Source organism: Ezakiella sp. (genome assembly GCF_034180565.1).
GTDB lineage: Bacteria > Bacillota > Clostridia > Tissierellales > Peptoniphilaceae > Ezakiella.
This window is the reverse complement of record NZ_JAXFOB010000025.1, coordinates 1-17308: the sequence shown is the minus strand read 5'-3', so window position 1 is coordinate 17308 and position 17308 is coordinate 1. Positions and strand designations below refer to the sequence as shown.

General features: G+C 36.3%; 15 protein-coding genes, 1 pseudogene and 2 riboswitches. Of the genes and pseudogenes, 12 read left to right on the top strand and 4 right to left on the bottom strand.

Annotated features, from left to right (window positions below; translation table 11 throughout):
* From SPI61_RS05515 to SPI61_RS05490, 6 genes and pseudogenes are all read left to right on the top strand, one after another.
* Positions 1-323 (top strand): annotated as a pseudogene (locus tag SPI61_RS05515) (hypothetical protein); the annotation flags it as partial.
* A 90-nt stretch (positions 324-413) separates the two neighbouring features.
* A complete protein-coding gene (locus SPI61_RS05510; protein WP_321137121.1) occupies positions 414-2234 on the top strand; it encodes an ATP-dependent endonuclease in 1821 nt (606 codons plus the stop codon).
* Between the two features lie 455 nt (positions 2235-2689).
* Positions 2690-4468: a DUF262 domain-containing protein gene (locus SPI61_RS05505; RefSeq protein ID WP_321137120.1), complete on the top strand. Its 1779-nt coding sequence runs from the start codon at positions 2690-2692 to the stop codon at positions 4466-4468.
* 393 nt (positions 4469-4861) lie between these two features.
* Positions 4862-5713, top strand: coding sequence for a MerR family transcriptional regulator (locus SPI61_RS05500; protein WP_321137119.1), 852 nt, complete (start codon positions 4862-4864; stop codon positions 5711-5713).
* Between the two features lie 390 nt (positions 5714-6103).
* Positions 6104-6691: a helix-turn-helix transcriptional regulator gene (locus SPI61_RS05495; protein WP_321137118.1), complete on the top strand. Its 588-nt coding sequence runs from the start codon at positions 6104-6106 to the stop codon at positions 6689-6691.
* 95 nt (positions 6692-6786) lie between these two features.
* Positions 6787-7248 (top strand): hypothetical protein, encoded by a 462-nt coding sequence (locus SPI61_RS05490; RefSeq protein WP_321137117.1) that lies wholly within the window; start codon positions 6787-6789, stop codon positions 7246-7248.
* A gap of 276 nt (positions 7249-7524) precedes the next feature.
* On the opposite strand, the gene SPI61_RS05485 is transcribed toward SPI61_RS05490, so the two are convergent.
* From SPI61_RS05485 to cls, 4 genes are all read right to left on the bottom strand, one after another.
* Entirely contained in the window at positions 7525-8349 is an 825-nt protein-coding gene (locus SPI61_RS05485) for a MetQ/NlpA family ABC transporter substrate-binding protein (protein ID WP_321137116.1), read from the bottom strand.
* Between the two features lie 16 nt (positions 8350-8365).
* Complete coding sequence (locus SPI61_RS05480; RefSeq protein ID WP_321137115.1) at positions 8366-9019, bottom strand: methionine ABC transporter permease; 654 nt, start codon at positions 9017-9019, stop codon at positions 8366-8368.
* Entirely contained in the window at positions 9020-10015 is a 996-nt protein-coding gene (locus SPI61_RS05475; RefSeq protein WP_321137114.1) for a methionine ABC transporter ATP-binding protein, read from the bottom strand. It lies immediately after the preceding gene.
* 60 nt (positions 10016-10075) lie between these two features.
* Positions 10076-10173, bottom strand: a riboswitch (SAM riboswitch).
* Between the two features lie 78 nt (positions 10174-10251).
* Positions 10252-11751: a cardiolipin synthase gene (gene cls, locus SPI61_RS05470; protein ID WP_321137113.1), complete on the bottom strand. Its 1500-nt coding sequence runs from the start codon at positions 11749-11751 to the stop codon at positions 10252-10254.
* Between the two features lie 133 nt (positions 11752-11884).
* On the opposite strand from cls, the gene SPI61_RS05465 reads away from it, so the two are divergent.
* From SPI61_RS05465 to thiD, 6 genes are all read left to right on the top strand, one after another.
* Positions 11885-13249, top strand: a complete 1365-nt coding sequence (locus tag SPI61_RS05465; RefSeq protein WP_321137112.1) for an MATE family efflux transporter — start codon at positions 11885-11887, stop codon at positions 13247-13249.
* A 238-nt stretch (positions 13250-13487) separates the two neighbouring features.
* Positions 13488-13576, top strand: a riboswitch (TPP riboswitch).
* Positions 13577-13638: 62 nt separating this feature from the next.
* Positions 13639-14199, top strand: a complete 561-nt coding sequence (gene thiT, locus SPI61_RS05460) for an energy-coupled thiamine transporter ThiT (RefSeq protein WP_321137111.1) — start codon at positions 13639-13641, stop codon at positions 14197-14199.
* Complete coding sequence (gene thiW, locus SPI61_RS05455) at positions 14189-14725, top strand: energy coupling factor transporter S component ThiW (protein ID WP_321137110.1); 537 nt, start codon at positions 14189-14191, stop codon at positions 14723-14725. Before thiT ends, thiW begins: the two co-directional genes overlap by 11 nt.
* A 42-nt stretch (positions 14726-14767) precedes the next feature.
* A complete protein-coding gene (locus SPI61_RS05450; protein ID WP_321137109.1) occupies positions 14768-15496 on the top strand; it encodes a hydroxyethylthiazole kinase in 729 nt (242 codons plus the stop codon).
* Positions 15497-15498: 2 nt separating this feature from the next.
* Positions 15499-16134 carry a thiamine phosphate synthase gene (gene thiE / locus SPI61_RS05445; RefSeq protein ID WP_321137108.1) on the top strand — a complete coding sequence of 212 codons (636 nt, stop codon included), beginning with the start codon at positions 15499-15501 and terminating at the stop codon, positions 16132-16134.
* Positions 16127-16921, top strand: coding sequence for a bifunctional hydroxymethylpyrimidine kinase/phosphomethylpyrimidine kinase (thiD, locus tag SPI61_RS05440; protein ID WP_321137107.1), 795 nt, complete (start codon positions 16127-16129; stop codon positions 16919-16921). The genes thiE and thiD overlap by 8 nt, the downstream gene beginning before the upstream one ends.
* Positions 16922-17308 lie beyond the last annotated feature (387 nt).

The following is a 17308-nucleotide window of genomic DNA, read 5'->3' as shown; positions in this document are numbered from 1 at the left end:
GTAAAAACAATAAAAATTTTGATATGCCTGAAGAGATTATTGAGTCCGTTTTGAAAAACAATTTAGTTCTTTTTTGTGGTGCAGGTATAAGCACAGAGTCAAAATCTGTTTTTCCTGAATCATTTTACACAAGTATTTTATGTGAGATAGAAGATAAGACAAATAAGAAAGTTGATTTAGACACCAGCTTTTCTAGGATAATGAGTTTATATATTAATATATTTCCCAATGGTCGCAGGAAATTGCTAAATAAAATTAAAGCTGCAAGGTGGGACATTATTAAAAATGGTATAGATAATAATTCTATAGTTCCTAAACTATAGTTTATCTTTACTGATGAATAGATTTAATTATGAGTAAAAATGATTATAATTTAAAAAATATAAAATGTTGATAATAGAAAGGAAAGGTCAATGAAGCTTAATAGTGTAAAAATTAGAAACTTTAGAGGATATAAAGATGAGGTATCTATAAAAATAGATGACCTTACAACTATAGTTGGTAAAAATGATTCTGGTAAATCTACTATACTAGAAGCTTTGGAGATATTTTTTAATAATAAGATCGTTGTATGTGAAAAAGAAGACTTATCTATAAACCATAGTCAAGGAGATGAATTAATAGAGATAACTTGTGTTTTTTCTCCGATTTTAGAGTCGATTTCTATAGATGCTTCTTCTGAAACGACATTAAAAAAAGAATTTTTACTAAACGCTGATGGTTTGCTGGAAATAAAAAAAGTATTTAAAGCCAGTGCTGCAAAACCGAAACCTTCTACATTTATAGTTTGCAATCATCCTTCTGATGAAAACTTTAATGATTTATTAACGTTAAAGATTAAAGATTTAAAACAACGAGCAAAAGATCTTAATATTGATGAATCAAAATATGATGCAAGAAGTAGTGTTAGTTTGAGGCAAGCTATATGGAAGGAAAATGAGAAATTAAATTTAGTCACTACAGATGTTCCTGTTGATAAAGAAGATTCGAAAAAAATATATAGTAAATTAGAAGCATATTTACCCTATTATGCTCTTTTCCAATCAGATCGTTCTAGCTCTGACACAGATAAAGAAATAACAGATCCGATGAAAGTTGCTGTACAAAAGGCTTTGCAAGAAGTAGAAAAAGAACTTAACGTAATCAAAGAAGAAGTTAGAAAAAAAGCGTTAGATACTGCAAATAGAACTTTAAATAAACTTAAAGATATGAACAGTGAATTAGCTACATCTCTTACACCTGAATTTAAAACTGAGCCTAATTTTGATTCTTTATTTAAACTCACAATAAATTCAGATGATAATATACCTATGAATAAAAGAGGGAGTGGAGTCAGAAGATTAGTTCTATTAAATTTTTTTAGAGCGGAAGCAGAACGACAATTATCTGAAGATGATCAAAACAGTTCAATAATTTATGCTTTTGAAGAGCCAGAAACATCTCAACATCCATTACATCAAAAATTACTTGTAGAGGCTTTTTTGGAAATATCAAAAAAAGATAATGCTCAAGTGATAGTTACAACACATACACCTGCAATTTGTGGTCTCTTACCGCTAAATAGTTTAAGATTAGTAGATAAGACTGATAAGGTTACACTAGTAAGGGACAGTTCGGATGAAGTATATAAGCAAATAGCAGAAATGCTAGGAGTTTTACCAGAACCTTTTAGTAGCAATGCTAAAGCACTTATTCTAGTCGAAGGTAAATCTGATGTTATTTTTCTCAAACATACAGCACATAAATTAAAAGAAAGTAATTATGTAAGTAATACATTTGATGAAAAAAATATAGCAATCGTACCAATAGGTGGTTGTGGGAATCTTAAACATTGGATAACACAAAAAATAGCAGAACAATTTTCAATACCTTGGGGAATTTTGTTGGACTCTGATAAAGGAACTGCTGATGAGGAAAGAAATCGTAAACAGGTAAAAAATTTATTAGATAAAGGCATAAAAGCATATGTTACTAGAAAAAGAGAACCAGAAAATTATATTAGTATTGATTGTATAGACGAAAAAGTATTTGACTCACAATTCTCAGAAACAGAAGACGCTAAAAAGAAAATTGGTTCTGCCATAAGAATGTCTCCTAATGATGTTTTAGAAAAATTATGGCCTAAAATGACTGCAGTACAAATTAGAGATGCAGAGAAGTACATTGATGCTGATGGAACTGAAAGATATGAATTAACAGAAATGATACAAGATTTTTTAAGCATGGTAGATTAACGTATTATATTTCATTTAAAATTTATGAATATAATTTCTCCGGTACTGGGACTGGGACGGGACTAAAAATCTGAAAACGTCCTATAATTAGGTGGATTTAGTGATATTCTAAAAAATAGGACCTAGTATTTTGAATGGTTTGGGATATATCGGACGTTTGAAAAGAAGAATGGGAATAAATTTGCGGCTAAAACGGTTTATTTCGCTTGTTCGAATGATTTAGTCGCTGCGGCGTAGGTATGACTACGCCTCACTCCTAAACATTCTGCACAGCGCGAAATAATTCCGTTTTATCACGCAAATAGACAGCGTGTTTAGAACTGGATAAATATAGAATAGAATTTTTTTAAAGATCACAATATAGAGTGGGCTTTTTTATGAAATTATTAATTTGATATGTTATAATAATTTTAAATAAAAGTACAGACAAATTTTAAAACAAAAGGAGGAATTTTATGACTACAACTATTGATAATAAAAATGGGAGTTCAATACAAGATTTTTTAAGACAAGGTAAAGAGAGTAGGTTTGTTATTCCTGAATATCAGAGGCCTTATGCCTGGGGTGAAGATGAAGTCCAAACTCTTTTTGATGACTTTGTTGAATACACTAGGCAAAATTTAGATTCACCATATTTTCTAGGCACGATTGTTTCTTTTACAAATGATAATAATGAGCAGGAAATCATAGATGGCCAACAAAGGATAACAACCCTTTGTTTATTGCTAAGGGCTTTATACAGCAAAATTGAGAAAATGGATCCATCTAAGGAGCAAAATAATTTTATAAATCAAATTGAACCGGTTCTATGGGAGACAGACAAGCTTAGCGGCGAGCCTGATAAGAGTAAAACCTTATTGGAGTCAAGAGCATTTGAATCTGAGTACAATAATTTGTTAAAGAATATTATTGAAACTGGCGTTGCTGAAAGGGATGCCAAGGATAATTATTCAAAGAATTATCTTTTATTTCAGGATTTAATTGATCAATATGCAAAAGATGAACCCTTAACTTTTTATAATTTTGTATATAATATTTTAAATAAGGCTATAGTTCTTCCAATTAGGGCAGATAGCCAAGATACTGCTCTTACAATATTTTCAACACTTAATGATAGGGGACTGCCTCTATCTGATGCTGATATTTTTAAGGCAAAAATATATAATAATATAAAAAATCCTGAGTCTAGGGATGAATTCATTCAAAAATGGCAGGATATTAGCTCAAATGCAGATTATGCTGATGAGGGTATCCAAAAGTTATTTTATTATTATATGTTTTATTTAAGAGCTAAAGATAATGATAAAAAGACAACTACTCCAGGATTGAGAAAATATTATTCATCAAACGCATTTAGCAGACTTTATGAACAAGATTTGTTGGATAATTTGAGTACAATTCTAAATTTTTGGTCTGTGGTTAAAAATAGAGAGGAGCTCGAAGGCGAAGCCTGGTCAAAAAATATTGATATTTTAAAGGTTTTGGATATACTTACATCATATCCAAATGAGTTTTGGAAGTATCCAGTTATTAATTATTATTTATCTTACAAAGATAAAGACGACTTTGAAATTAATTTTCTTAAATTTTTAAAGAAACTCTTTGTAAATTTATGTAGTCGATATATAGTAACGCCAACAATCAATGTTGTAAAACAAAGCATATTAAATTTAAATGCCGACATTATTATTAATGAAAATCCTCAATTTGAATTCAGACCAGTGGATAAAAATGTAATTCGCGATGAACTTAAAAACCCCCACAAGAATGTTGTCCGAATGCTTTTGAAGTTAATTGCTTATGATAATGACAAACAAAATGAATTGTTGCCTGACAAGTGGGAAATAGAACACATTCTTCCGAATAAATGGCAGAGCTCGTATTTTCCAAGTTCTTCAGAAGAAGAGGTCAACGAAACTATTGAACATTTGGGCAACAAAATTCCTTTTGAAAAGAAACTGAATATCATTGCAAGCAATGGATACTTTGAAAAGAAGAAAGAGTTGTATAAAAAATCTAAAATTTATATAGTTAAAGAGCTATCAGAATCTAACGTTATAGATTGGCAATTAGAGCAAATTCGTGAAAGGGACATCAGATTAGCTGATAGAATTATTGAAATTTTCGATGCATGGTATGCAGACCATGCTGGCGGAAAAGACCAAACTTTAACAGATGAAGAAAGAAAATTAATTGAATCATTAAGATCCAAGGGCGTAGAAATTAAATTATAATTTTTGAAATGCATACGTTTTCGAAGCCCTAGCCCAAGAGAGAGTGTGTGAGCGATGCTCGATTGGTGAATCTTACGGCTTCTCGCAAATAGACAGCGTGTTTAGGGATGGATAAATATAGAATAGTTCCAAGTGGTTTACATTTGGATAAAAATTAGATCATAACTTAAGTGTTATGGTCTTTTTTTGATAGATTGTACAGTTAAAAGCGACAATAAATTGTCGGTTTGAGTGTCGGTTTGAATAAGATTTATCAAAAAGAAAATAAGTACTTCACAAAAATGTTGAGGCACTGTTTTGGTTTATAGATAAGTGGGAATTTTATATAGTGTATGGGGCTTGACATGTCCGTTGGGGACCGTATTATCCTTTAATCAAAGGAGGTAGATAACCATGTTAAGAAGTGAAATTCAAAAAGAAACGGGTTTAACTAGAAAGGCAATCGAATACTATGAGGATAAAGGACTCATTCATCCTCAGAAATCAGAGAATGGTTATAGAGACTATAGTACAGAGGATTTAGAAATCCTGAAAAAGGTGTCTATATTTAGAAAATTGGGAATGAATATCTCAGATATTAGTCAGTGCATATCGTCAGGCGGTGACACTCTGTCTTCTGTTTTAAGGAAAAAGCAACATCAATTGGACCTTGATGAAAAAAGGAATGCAATACTGGAAATGATTGTTAAAGGCGAAAGCAATGAACTAATCAATGAGAAAGTTTCATCACTTGAGGTGGAAGAAACTATCTATGAAAAACTGGAAATTGCTTTTCCGGGATATTTTGGACAAATGTTCTTTGCCGCCTATCAACCATTTTTGAATGAACCATTAGAAAATGACGGTAAGGATTCATTTTACAAATATATAGATTATCTTGATAGACTTCCTTCGTTTGAATTAACTGAAGAAGAGAAAAAATACATTGAGAAGATTAGTTCATCGTTTGATATGAAAACATTAAAGGATATAAATCAGGCTAAACTCGATGCTGTTGAGAATCCGGAAAAGTGGATGAAAGATAATGAAGATGTAATTTCTCATTATGAGAGCTATAAAAATAGTGAAGAGTATCAAAATAGCATGATGAAACAGATTCAGGATAAGCTTAAAAACTTTATGAAGGAAAATCATTATTATGAAATAGCAATTCCACTTATTAGAAAATTTAGCAAGAGCTATGATAATTACTATAAGAAGCTCATAAAGGCAAATGAAGAGTATCTAAATAATAAATATCAATAATCATAGGTAGCACTTAATTGTACTTAGTAGGTGCTTTTCTATGCCCAAATGTAAAGAGTTTCAGGGTCAAGAGAAATGGCTTAATTGTATCAAAGATGGTTGGAAACTAGACCTAAATTGAGTATGTTCCAGTGGGTTTTTATATTGTAGAAAAAATCAGAACAAAACAATATGTGGTTGGTGGAAAAAATTATTAATTAATCTCGTGCATTCAATAATATTTTAAACGTGGTATAATAACTTTAGATGAATTTGAATTCACGAGCAAAACGCTGCTAGATTCAGTGATTTAGGCTATGTAAAAAGGTTTTGACATAAAAAAGACGTTGATGTAAAGAGGATTTGATGGAAAAATAGAACATCTCAAATATAATTATTTTGAAAGGAGGTATGGATTTTATGGAACTTGGAAATAAAATAAAATACTACAGAGGCGAAAAAGAATTTTCGCAGGAAGAACTTGCAGAAAGAGTTTATGTTTCGAGACAAACTATTTCGAATTGGGAAAACAATAAGAGTTATCCTGATATTAACAGTATTGTATTACTAAGTGAAGTTTTTGAAATATCCATCGATAATTTAATTAAAGGAGATGTTGAACAAATGAAAAAGGAAATTAATTCAGAAGATGTTAAAAAACTGAACTTCTATGCAACAATGATGGTGATTTTAATGTTGGTAGCAACTATCTCGCTGATGCCGATGCTTAAATTCATTGGCTTGTATGGCTTTATTCCATATTTTGTATTAGTGGGTGGTGCTATGTTTTTTGCAATCAAAGTTGATAAAATTAAGAAAGATAATGATATTCAAACATATAAGGAGATTGTAGCATTCACCGAAGGAAAAAGATTAGATGAGATTCAGAAAATTGAAGAAAAGGCAAAACGACCATATCAAAAAGTTATAGACGGATTTTTATGGGCAGTAGTCGCTCTATTGATTAGTGGAATTATGATTTTTTTACTAAGATTATGAGCTTTTTATTTTGATTTATTAATCAAATGCAAATTTCGGTTTATTTATTATGTTGGACTGAGATTACAGATTTTTAATAAGATTGGAGGTTAAATATGGATAAGTTAAAGGCAAAAGATTTATTTGATAAGTATACAAAAAAACTCAGAATAGTTCCGGAGTGGGATATTAGGTTGGAGTTTATAGAGGACGAGGATTGGAAGAAGACAGGGGATTTTAAGATTGATCCAACTGATAAAAAGGCGATATTAATGTTAAATGCATCAAATCCAAAAGATGAAAACATTGAAGAAACTATCGTTCATGAGCTCATGCACATAAAGATGTATCCTTTGGACCAAGTTTGCGAGTCGATGATAATTAATATGTTTGAAGAAGGAAGCAAGGAACAGAATTTTGCTTATCAAACATTTTTTGAAACACTTGAGGTTACCGTTGAGGAGTTGGCAAAATGTTTCTTATTAGAATTTGGTGAAAATAAGGAGTTTTCATTTGGAAGGATGAATAAAATAAAATCTTTTAATGAATTATATGATGGTCTGAATAAGTTAGATTAGAAGGAGATAGTTTGCATTTTTAAATTTATGGCTTCTTTAAAATCCCACTTGCATTTGATGGGTTAAAATTAGGATTATTGGATTTTATTAATAATTAACAGGGTGCGGGAAAGAGGAATTGAACCCTTAAGTACAGATGATATTAAGTTGAGGGTTTTAAGTTTCGCGATAAGAGATAGATGACATTTTAATCAATTAGGAAAGGCAAAAAATTTGATTTTAATAAAAACTCCCACACAATCACTCAATAAAAAAGCGACCATATGGCCGCTTTTATTAGAATGCCGGGTATATTTCCCCGTTGTAGTTTTCTTCGATGAATTTTTTGCATGCTTCAGAGTTGAAGACTTTTATAAGTTTTTGGAATTTTTCTTTGTTTTCGTTGCCTTTTTTAACTGCGATGATGTTTGCATATGGTGAGTCTTTGTCTTCGAGGATGAGTGCATCTTTTGAAGGGTTCAGACCCGCGCCCAATGCGAAGTTTGTGTTGATTGCTGCGATTGTAACGTCTTTGTAGAGGTTTGCAACATTTGCAGGGTCAGCAGCGCTGAAGTCCAAGTTCTTCGGGTTGTCCTTGATGTCTTTTTCTGTCAAGTCTTCTTTTGTGTTGTCTGTGAGTGTGATGAGTCCTGCTTTTTCGAGAAGAAGAAGTGCACGACGTCCGTTTGTCGGGTCGCTTGGAATTAGAACAGAGTCGCCGTCTTTTAGTTCGTCGAGCGATTTAATTTTGTCGCTGTAGATTCCGATCGGTTCGATGTGAACTTTTCCGATTGAAACGAGGTCGATATTTCTTTCTTTGCAGAAGTTTTCAAGGTATGGAAGGTGTTGGTAGAAGTTTGCGTCGATGTCGCCTTGATCAAGTGCAAGGTTTGGTTGTACATAGTCGTCAAATACTTTTACTTCAACTTCGAGTCCTTCTTTTTTGAATTCTTCTTGAAGTGCTTCTGTGATTTCTGCGTGTGGGACCGGTGAAACTCCGAATACGATTTTGTTGTCGGAAGCGTCGTTTCCGCCATCAGTGGTTGTGGTTGTGTTGTCTTTTCCTTTGCATCCTGTGAATGCGAGTGCAATTGTTACGATTAATAAAAATAATTTCTTCATTTTAAAATCTCCTTTTCTATTTTTTATTAGTAATTTTATATAATGAGTTACCGATAAATTGTACGAGTTGCACAATTATAACGATAATCAATACCGAACACCAGAGGACATCAATTTGGTTTCTTTGATATCCATATCTTATTGCGATGTCGCCGAGGCCACCGCCTCCAAGGACTCCCGCCATTGCGGAGTAGCCGACGAGGTTTATTATTGTCATTGTGATTCCCAATATTCCTTGAGGGAATGTTTCTTTTAATATAACTTTTATGATTTCCGTGTTGTTTGCGCCCATTGATTTTGCGGCTTCGATTATTCCCGGTTCGACTTCGAGGAAATATCCTTCAAAAAGTCTTGCGACAAACGGTGCGGCTGCAAATGTTAATGGAACGATTGCGGCGGCGGTTCCGATTGCCTTTCCGATGATTATTCTCGAAAGCGGAGCAAGTATTATGATTAATATGATTGCAGGCAAGCTGCGGAAGATGTTTATGAGTCCGTTTGAAATTGCGTACACAACTTTGTTCGGCTTAAGTCCATCAGGGCGAGTCATATATGTGATTATTGCCCAAGGAAGTCCGATTATAAATGCAATTAGCGCCGAAACAAATATCATTATGAGCGTTTCCGGAATTGCCGGAAGGACGATGTCAAAAATTTCTTTAATTCTCATTTATAACACCTCGCTTATTTCTACATTGTGCTCTTTTAAAAATTGCAGAGCTTTGAATATTTCCGCATCTTCGCCTTTAAATTCAACAATCATATATCCGACTTGGTCGTCTGAGATATTGTTTATATTTCCTTCGATGAGATTTATATTTACGTCGAATTTTTTGATTGTGTCGTTTAAAACCGGCGTGTTTACGGTGCGCTTTGTGTATGAAAGTCGTTTTACAACTCCTTCGAAGCTCGAAATGTCGATTATATTTGAAGGCGCCGCTTTTTTTACAAAGCTTTGCGCAAGTTTCGATTTCGGACTTCTAAATAGTTCGACCGTGCTGTTCGATTCGATGATTCGACCTTTTTCCATAACGGCGATTTTGTTTGAGGTGTCCTTTGCGACTTCCATTTGGTGGGTAATCATTATCGTTGTGGTTTCAAAGTCATCTCTCGCTCTTTTGTAGAGGTCGGTTATTATTCTCGTGCTTTCAGGGTCGAGCGCGCTTGTCGCTTCGTCCGAGAGAATTATTTCAGGTCTTGTCACAAGCGCTCTTGCGATTGCGACTCTTTGCCTTTGCCCGCCGGAGAGTTCCTTCGGATAAGCCTTTTCCTTTGAGATGAGTCCGACATAGTCGAGCACTTCTTGTGCCGCTTTCTTTTTGTCGATTTTTTTGTTTGTCAAGGTCAAAGGATACATAACATTTTCTATGACCGAGTATTGATTAAAGAGATTGAAGTTTTGAAATATGAATGCAATTCTCTTTCTTATTTCAAGAAGTTCTTTTTCTCTCAAACTCATTATATCCACTCCGTCGATTAAAACATTTCCTTCGTCCGGTTCTTCGAGTCTGTTTAAGAGACGAACAAGGGTGGATTTTCCCGCACCTGAAAGACCTATAATTGCGAAAATATCACCTTTATCGACTTCGAAGCTGACATTGTCGACAGCTTTAAATCTTTGCCCGTCCACATGATATTCTTTTGTTAAATTTTTTGCTTCTATCATATAGTTCTCCTTATAATAAAAAAACTCTTTACCGAAAGATAAAGAGTTACACTCGTATTAGCGTCATCTTTCGGCGTTGCCGCTGGAATTAGCACCACGTTTGTTAAACAGGTTGCCGGGTTTCATAGGGCCAGTCCCTCCACCGCTCTTGATGAATTTGATTGTAAGTTCAATTATAGCTGATAACGAATGGTATGTCAAGTGATTTTTATCACAAATTTGAAAATAATTTGAAATTAAAATAAAGGAGCGATAATCCTGAATATTGAGTCATTTATTCGCTTAAATATGCTCGGATTAATGCTCGAGCGATAAATTTCCGCAGACTCGGAAAAAGATTTTTCCATATCTCTTTTCAAATCCATCGAAATCTTCGAGTGATAAAAGAGAGAATTGTTTTCGAAGTGCAAATAAAGACTTCTGAAATCGAGATTTACAGTTCCGATTGCACAGAGATTGTCGTCCGAAAGGATTGCCTTTGCGTGCAAAAATCCGGGTGTGTATGTGAAAATGCGAACACCGGCGTAGAGAAGGTCCGAATAATAACTTCTGCCGAAGCGGTAGACCATCTTTTTGTCAGGAATCCCCGGCATAATTATGCGCACGTCGATTCCTCTGTGCGATGCTCGAATGATTGCATCGTTAAGCGAGTTTGGAAGAATGAGATAAGGCGTGTAAATCCAAACATAGTCCTTTGCGGCGCTTAGAATGTCCACATAAAGAGAGTTTGAAACCGCGTCTTCAAAAAACGGCGAATCGTAGTAGGATGCGACAATTCCATCGTATTCATCCTCCTCGGAATGAACGACGTCAAGAAAGCTTTCGCTGATTTTGTCGCTTGAAAAAGCGTTCCAAAATTCCATAAACATATATGAATAAACATTCACGCCATTGCCTTTTATGCTAAAGCCGACGTCTTTCCAATAGCCGAAGCGCTCGATGATGTTTGCATACTCATCCGCAAGATTGTTGCCGCCGCTGAATGCGATTTCGCCATCCACAATAACCATTTTTCTGTGGTCGCGGTTATTGAGTCTCGGGTCCAAAAACTTAACCGGATTGAACAAAAGACATTTCACACCGCCATCTTTTAAACGTTTCAAATCGATGAGCGAAAATTTCATAAGACTTCCGAAGTCGTCATACATAAATCTGACGTCGACGCCTTCCTTGACTTTTTCTATCAAAATGTCTGAAACTTCTTTAAAGAGCTCTCCGTTTTCAACTATAAAAAATTCTACAAAAATAAATTTCTCTGCCTTTTTCAGTTCTTCAATAAGATTTTCGAAAAATGCTTCTCCGCTTTCGTAATATGTTGCATTTTCGCACTTGTAGGTCGGCATGCCGGTCAATTTTTCTATTTGTTTGAAATGACCGAGGTTTCTGTCGGCGGTTGAATCAATTAAATACGTGTCTTTAAATTTGTGGTTCAAATCGAAGCGCGACTTCATAATTTTGCTATTTAAACCCCTGGATGTCTTTTTGTTGCCGAACAGCAAATAGAGGACCGCACCGAAAACCGGAGCGAGAATGATGACTATTATCCAGGAAATCTTGTAATTGCTTTCCATTCTTTTTGAAAGTAGATAGAGTACAAAACCGATTGCGAGCAAATTTGTGATTGGAATAATTATATTCGCAAATTCTTTTAAAAATCCGAAAAGTAGACTGTACAAAAATATTTGTAAAATAATTGTCGGTATAAAAATTAAAGATCGTACAAAAAACTTTTTCATATAAACCTCCATTAACTATCATTATACACCAAAATTATTTTTTTTGTAACACTATAATTATTGAAATATTATATTTTCTGTGTTAAAATTATTTTAATTAGGATAACGAAATGTTTTATAGGGAGGTTAATAAATGAATTCTAAAAAAGTTGTTAACATGCTTGAGGGACCGTTACTCGGACCTATTTTTTTATTTGCAATGCCGCTTTTTATCACATCGGTTTTGCAACTCGCATTCAATGCGGTCGATATAATAGTAGTTGGAAAGTTCACAGGTCACCACGCACTCGCTGCGGTTGGCGCAACAGGTCCTGTTATAAATCTATTGGTAACTATGTTTATGGGCATCTCACTCGGCGCCTCGGTTATAATGGGGAAAAATGTCGGAGCGAGAGATTTTAAAAACGCACAGGACACTCTCCACACCGCAATCGGAATTTCAATTCTCGGGGGTATACTTGTTTTATTTGCGGGAATTTTTACTGCGATGCCGCTTCTAAGACTTATGCAAACGCCGCCGGAAGTAATTGAACTTGCGGGAGAATACTTAAAAATATATTATATCGGTATGCCGGGATTTATGGTTTATAACTTCGGCTCCGCACTTTTGAGGGCAATCGGTGACTCGAGAAGACCGATGTACTTTTTGACAATCTCCGGAATTTTTAATGTTATTTGTAATCTCATTTTTGTTATAGTTTTTAAAATGGGCGTTGCAGGTGTTGCGATTGCAACCTCAATTTCGCAATATATCGCAGCGGCTCTTACAGTTGCAAGCCTTCTAAAAGCCGACGGATATATGAAACTCTCATTCGACAAAATCCGAATCAGCAAAGACAAGGCGCTCGGCATGATGAAGATCGGTCTTCCGGCAGGATTTCAAGGTGCGCTTTTCTCAATTTCAAACATTTTAATTCAATCGGGCATAAACTCTTTCGGCTCGGTTGTTATGGCGGGAAACACCGCAGCGGGAAACCTCGAAGGCTTTGTTTATATGGGAATGAACGCGGTTTATCAAACCTCGCTTTCGTTCACATCGCAAAATATGGGCGCAAAACAATACGACCGTGTGAAAAAAATATTTTGGACATGCGTAAGAGTTGTAATAGTTGTCGGACTTGTTCTCGGAGTCGGCGCATGGATTTTTGGGGACAAACTTTTGAGGCTCTACACCGACGAACCGGAAGTAATAAAATATGGTGTCGAAAGACTTGGAGTTGTAAGTGCGACATATTTTCTTTGTGGCATTATGGACACGATGGTCGGCGGACTTCGCGGAATGGGCTATTCAATCACTCCGATGATTATAGGCTTGACGGCGGTTTGTATTTTAAGAATGATTTGGATTGCAACGATTTTTCAATCGATTCACACTCCGGTCGTACTCTATCTAAGCTACCCGCTCAGTTGGACAGTTGCTGCAATCGGAAACTATGTTAACTATTTGTATGCGATGAAAAAGCTCGACAAAATGAAAGCGGAAGAGGCTACTGCATAGCAATTTTTAAGCATTCGGGCAATTCTTTTAAATAGAATACATTGACTAAAAAGCTCACATAAGTGGGCTTTTTATATTTAAAAAAATTTGAAACCCGTTCGATAATAACGCTTTTTCCATTCCTTTACATTTCATTTTATTTAATGTATAATGGATTTATGTGGTTAATCCACGGGAATTATTTTTCATTATCGGCATGATGCACGCCGTGTCCAAAGGACAAAAGCATCGAAAATTTACTTATCACTGGGGGTGCCTTCGGGCTGAGAGATACCCTATGAACCTGAACCGGGTAATGCCGGCGGAGGGAAGTGGACAAGGTTTGACCTCTTTTTTTCTGTGCAGGTTCCCCGGGAATCTTCAGTGATTGGAATAAGGAGGTTTTTTTAATGAGTAAAAAGATGAATACTCAAATTTTGGTTGAAGGCGGCATTATGGTCGCACTTGCATTTGTTTTGGGAGAAATTAAACTTTTCAAATTACCGCAAGGCGGATCCGTCACTTTGGGACTTATGATTCCTATTATTTTTTATTCTCTAAGACACGGCGTTGGCACAGGTGTTCTTGCAGGTGTTGTTTTGGGACTTTTAAAACTCGCAAACGGCGGATATTTTGTAAGCATTCCGCAAGTTATCCTGGACTATCCGGTTGCATTCGGCGCAATCGGACTCTCGGGACTTTTCTCAAAACAATTTAAGAAACAGAAATCAATCGTTCCGGTATTTTGCGGAACATTTGTCGGAGTTTTGGGAAGATTTGTCGCAGCAGTTCTTTCCGGAGTTATTTTCTTTGCGGAAAATGCAAAAGAAATTAATATGAATCCATGGACATATTCAATAAAATACAACGCCACATATCTTGGAATCGAACTTGCAATCGCAGTTGTTGTTATATTTGTTTTAAGAATGTTTATCACAAAAAATTTGACAGGTGATAAAATTGGCAGATAAAAAAATCAGCACAAAAAAATTGGCGCTTGCAGGCGTTTTAATCGCAGTGGCAGTTGCGGGAAGTACATTCTCATTTCCAATCGCAGGAAGCAAATGCGCACCGGTTCAACACTTTGTAAACGTTGTCGGCGCTGTATTTTTGGGACCGGTTTTAAATGTTATAGTTGCATTTATTGCATCTTTAATAAGAAATCTCGCAGGTCTCGGCAGCCCTCTCGCATTTCCGGGTTCAATGGTCGGCGCTTTACTTTCGGCGCTCGTGTTTAAATATTCTAAAAAGTTGTTACCGACTCTCGTGGGCGAAGTTTTTGGAACCGGAGTTTTGGGTGGAATGCTTTCTTATCCGATTGCAATTTGGTTTATGGGAAAAACCGCCGCACAAATCGGCGTTTTCACATTTGTAGTTCCGTTTTTGGTATCTACAATCGGCGGCTCAATCATCGCAGGCATCACATTGTTTGCGCTTAAAAACACCGGAGCCGTAAATTTTAATAATATTGATGACAAAAATTACAAACAAATTTAAATAGAGCCCCGCCACGGGGCTTTATACATATGGGGTGAGAAAATGAAAAAATATTTCATACATGCAATTACAAACTATGTTTCGATTTATAATGTTGCGGCAATCATAAAAGCGACGGGCGCATATCCGATTATGGCGGACGATTATAACGAAAGCGCATCGATTACAAAAAATGCCGACGCTCTCTATATAAATCTCGGCATGTTAAACGAGAATAAAAAAATAGCGATAAAAAATTCGATTCGGGCGGCGAATGAAAAGGGCATTCCGATTGTCGTGGACCCCGTCGGAATCGGCGCAAGCGAATATAGGCGCGAGTTCTTCTTTGAAATTTTAAATGAGATAAAGTCGGGAGCTATTAAAGCGAACTTGAGCGAAATTCTTTCCATATATAACGGCGAAAAAAGTCACGGCGTGGACAACGAGCACGAGATGAGTGAAGACGAAAAAATAGAAGTGCTTCAAAAACTCTCAAAGAAATATGGTATAATATTTGTAATGACAGGCGAGGCGAACATTGCGGCGGACGGCGACGAGTTTATAAAAGTTTCGGGTGGAAGCGAAATGTTAAAAAACATTGTCGGCTCGGGTTGTATGCTCGGCGGAATTGTAGCTGCAAGTGTCTCGAAGGGGCTGAGTCTTAAAAATGTGAAAGCGGCGCTCGATATTTCACGTGATGCGTCACTTTTGGCGGAGAAAAATAAGAAATGCGGACCGATGGAATTTTTAAACGAATATATAGATTCGGTCCATAAAAATAGGGAGGAATAAATTTGGATTTAAAATTGTATGGAATCACCGACCCGCGGTGGACAAAAAACGACGACGAGTTTTTCAACTCAATTCGAAAAGCACTGGACGGCGGAGTCTCAATCTTGCAGCTCAGGGAAAAGGACACGCCGTACGAAGAATTTCTATTTAGAGCAAAGGAAGTCAAAAAAATATGCGACGAATACAAAGTGCCGCTCATAATAAACGACAATGTAGAAATCATGGAAGCGGTTGACGCCGCAGGTGTTCACTTGGGAAGAAGCGATGCTTCGATTAAAGAAGTGCGGAAAAAATATCCAAAGAAAATTATCGGCGCAACGGTTAAAACGATTTTGCAGGCAATTCTTTCGAAAGCGGCGGGTGCAAGCTATTTCGGAGTGGGCGCTGTGAATCCGTCGTCGACAAAAACTGATGCCGTGCCGATTGATGTGAAAAGAATTAATGAAATAGACGAAGCGGCGGGCGTTCCGATTGTTGCAATAGGCGGAATAAATCTCGAAAATATGGAGAATTTAAGCGGAGCAAGGATTGATGGCATTGCCGTGAGCGAAGCGATTTTTGGAAGCGGTGACGTGGAAGAGAGCGCGCGACTTTTGAAGGAAAAATTTTTGGAAATGACGAGGAAACACCATGCATAAATCACTTACAATTGCGGGCTCCGACTCGTCGGGCGGCGCAGGAATACAAGCGGATTTAAAGACGATGACCGCACTTGGCGTTTACGGAATGAGTGCCATCACGGCTTTGACCGCTCAAAACACAACGGGCGTTCAATCGATTTTCGAAGTCACGCCGAAATTTTTGGAAGAAGAACTCGACTCGATTTTTACGGATATATTTCCGGACAGCGTAAAAATCGGAATGGTTTCGAATGCGGATTTGATTCGAGTGATTTCGAAAAAACTTAGAGAATACAACGCAAAAAACATCGTCGTGGACCCGGTCATGGTTTCGACAAGCGGCTCGAAGCTGATGGCGGACGGAGCGAAGGACACACTTCTTTCGGAGCTCTTTAAAGTCGCCGACATCATCACGCCGAACATTCCCGAAGCGGAAGCACTCACCGGACAAAGTATAAAATCAAAAGACGACATGGTCGAAGCGGCGAAAAAAATCGGAGAATTTTTCGAGGGCTACATTCTTTTGAAGGGCGGACACAGCACCGACGATGCGGACGATCTTCTCTACAAAAATTCGGAAAAAATCTGGATTAAGGGCGAGCGCATTGAAAATCCTAACACACATGGAACGGGTTGCACGCTTTCAAGTGCAATTGCATCATATCTCGCGATGGGGCACGACGTCCCAGAGTCCGTGAAACTTGCAAAAGAATTTATATCGGGTGCGATAAGCGCAAAGCTCGATTTGGGAAAGGGCAGAGGTCCCTTGAATCATATGTGGAAAATATATTCCGAAAATATGTAGAAGTTTTCGGGAGCAATCGAAAAAAATCGGAGAATGCTCGAAAAATTTTTCAGTAAAACTCGAAACTATTCTCGAATAATTCAAAAAACTCGAGTTATGCTTCGGGATAATCCAAAACATTTTCGTTTGTGTTCTTAAAAATTCCAAAAAATATCGGAGCAATTTCGAAAGATGAGATTTAGTTTGAGAATTGATTGCGGATTGAAAAGTTTAGGTTTTACTATTTATATGTTTTTTGATTTTGAGGGAGTGATGCGAAAAGCTTTTTGGAAATTTGCTCGAAAGGTTTGGAGCAAATTAAAAAATCGAAAACATCCCGAAAAGTTTTCGCTTAAATTTTGAAACAATTCGAAGGAAATAGAAAATTGTTCGAGTGCATCCGAAAAA

Excerpts from the sequence above, each read along its gene's own strand:
- SPI61_RS05510 (WP_321137121.1), top strand. The coding sequence starts at position 414 with ATGAAGCTTAATAGTGTAAAAATTAGAAACTTTAGAGGATATAAAGAT.
- SPI61_RS05505 (WP_321137120.1), top strand. The coding sequence starts at position 2,690 with ATGACTACAACTATTGATAATAAAAATGGGAGTTCAATACAAGATTTT.
- SPI61_RS05500 (WP_321137119.1), top strand. The coding sequence starts at position 4,862 with ATGTTAAGAAGTGAAATTCAAAAAGAAACGGGTTTAACTAGAAAGGCA.
- SPI61_RS05495 (WP_321137118.1), top strand. The coding sequence starts at position 6,104 with ATGGATTTTATGGAACTTGGAAATAAAATAAAATACTACAGAGGCGAA.
- SPI61_RS05490 (WP_321137117.1), top strand. The coding sequence starts at position 6,787 with ATGGATAAGTTAAAGGCAAAAGATTTATTTGATAAGTATACAAAAAAA.
- SPI61_RS05485 (WP_321137116.1), bottom strand. The coding sequence starts at position 8,349 with ATGAAGAAATTATTTTTATTAATCGTAACAATTGCACTCGCATTCACA.
- SPI61_RS05480 (WP_321137115.1), bottom strand. The coding sequence starts at position 9,019 with ATGAGAATTAAAGAAATTTTTGACATCGTCCTTCCGGCAATTCCGGAA.
- SPI61_RS05475 (WP_321137114.1), bottom strand. The coding sequence starts at position 10,015 with ATGATAGAAGCAAAAAATTTAACAAAAGAATATCATGTGGACGGGCAA.
- cls (WP_321137113.1), bottom strand. The coding sequence starts at position 11,751 with ATGAAAAAGTTTTTTGTACGATCTTTAATTTTTATACCGACAATTATT.
- SPI61_RS05465 (WP_321137112.1), top strand. The coding sequence starts at position 11,885 with ATGAATTCTAAAAAAGTTGTTAACATGCTTGAGGGACCGTTACTCGGA.
- thiT (WP_321137111.1), top strand. The coding sequence starts at position 13,639 with ATGAGTAAAAAGATGAATACTCAAATTTTGGTTGAAGGCGGCATTATG.
- SPI61_RS05450 (WP_321137109.1), top strand. The coding sequence starts at position 14,768 with ATGAAAAAATATTTCATACATGCAATTACAAACTATGTTTCGATTTAT.
- thiD (WP_321137107.1), top strand. The coding sequence starts at position 16,127 with ATGCATAAATCACTTACAATTGCGGGCTCCGACTCGTCGGGCGGCGCA.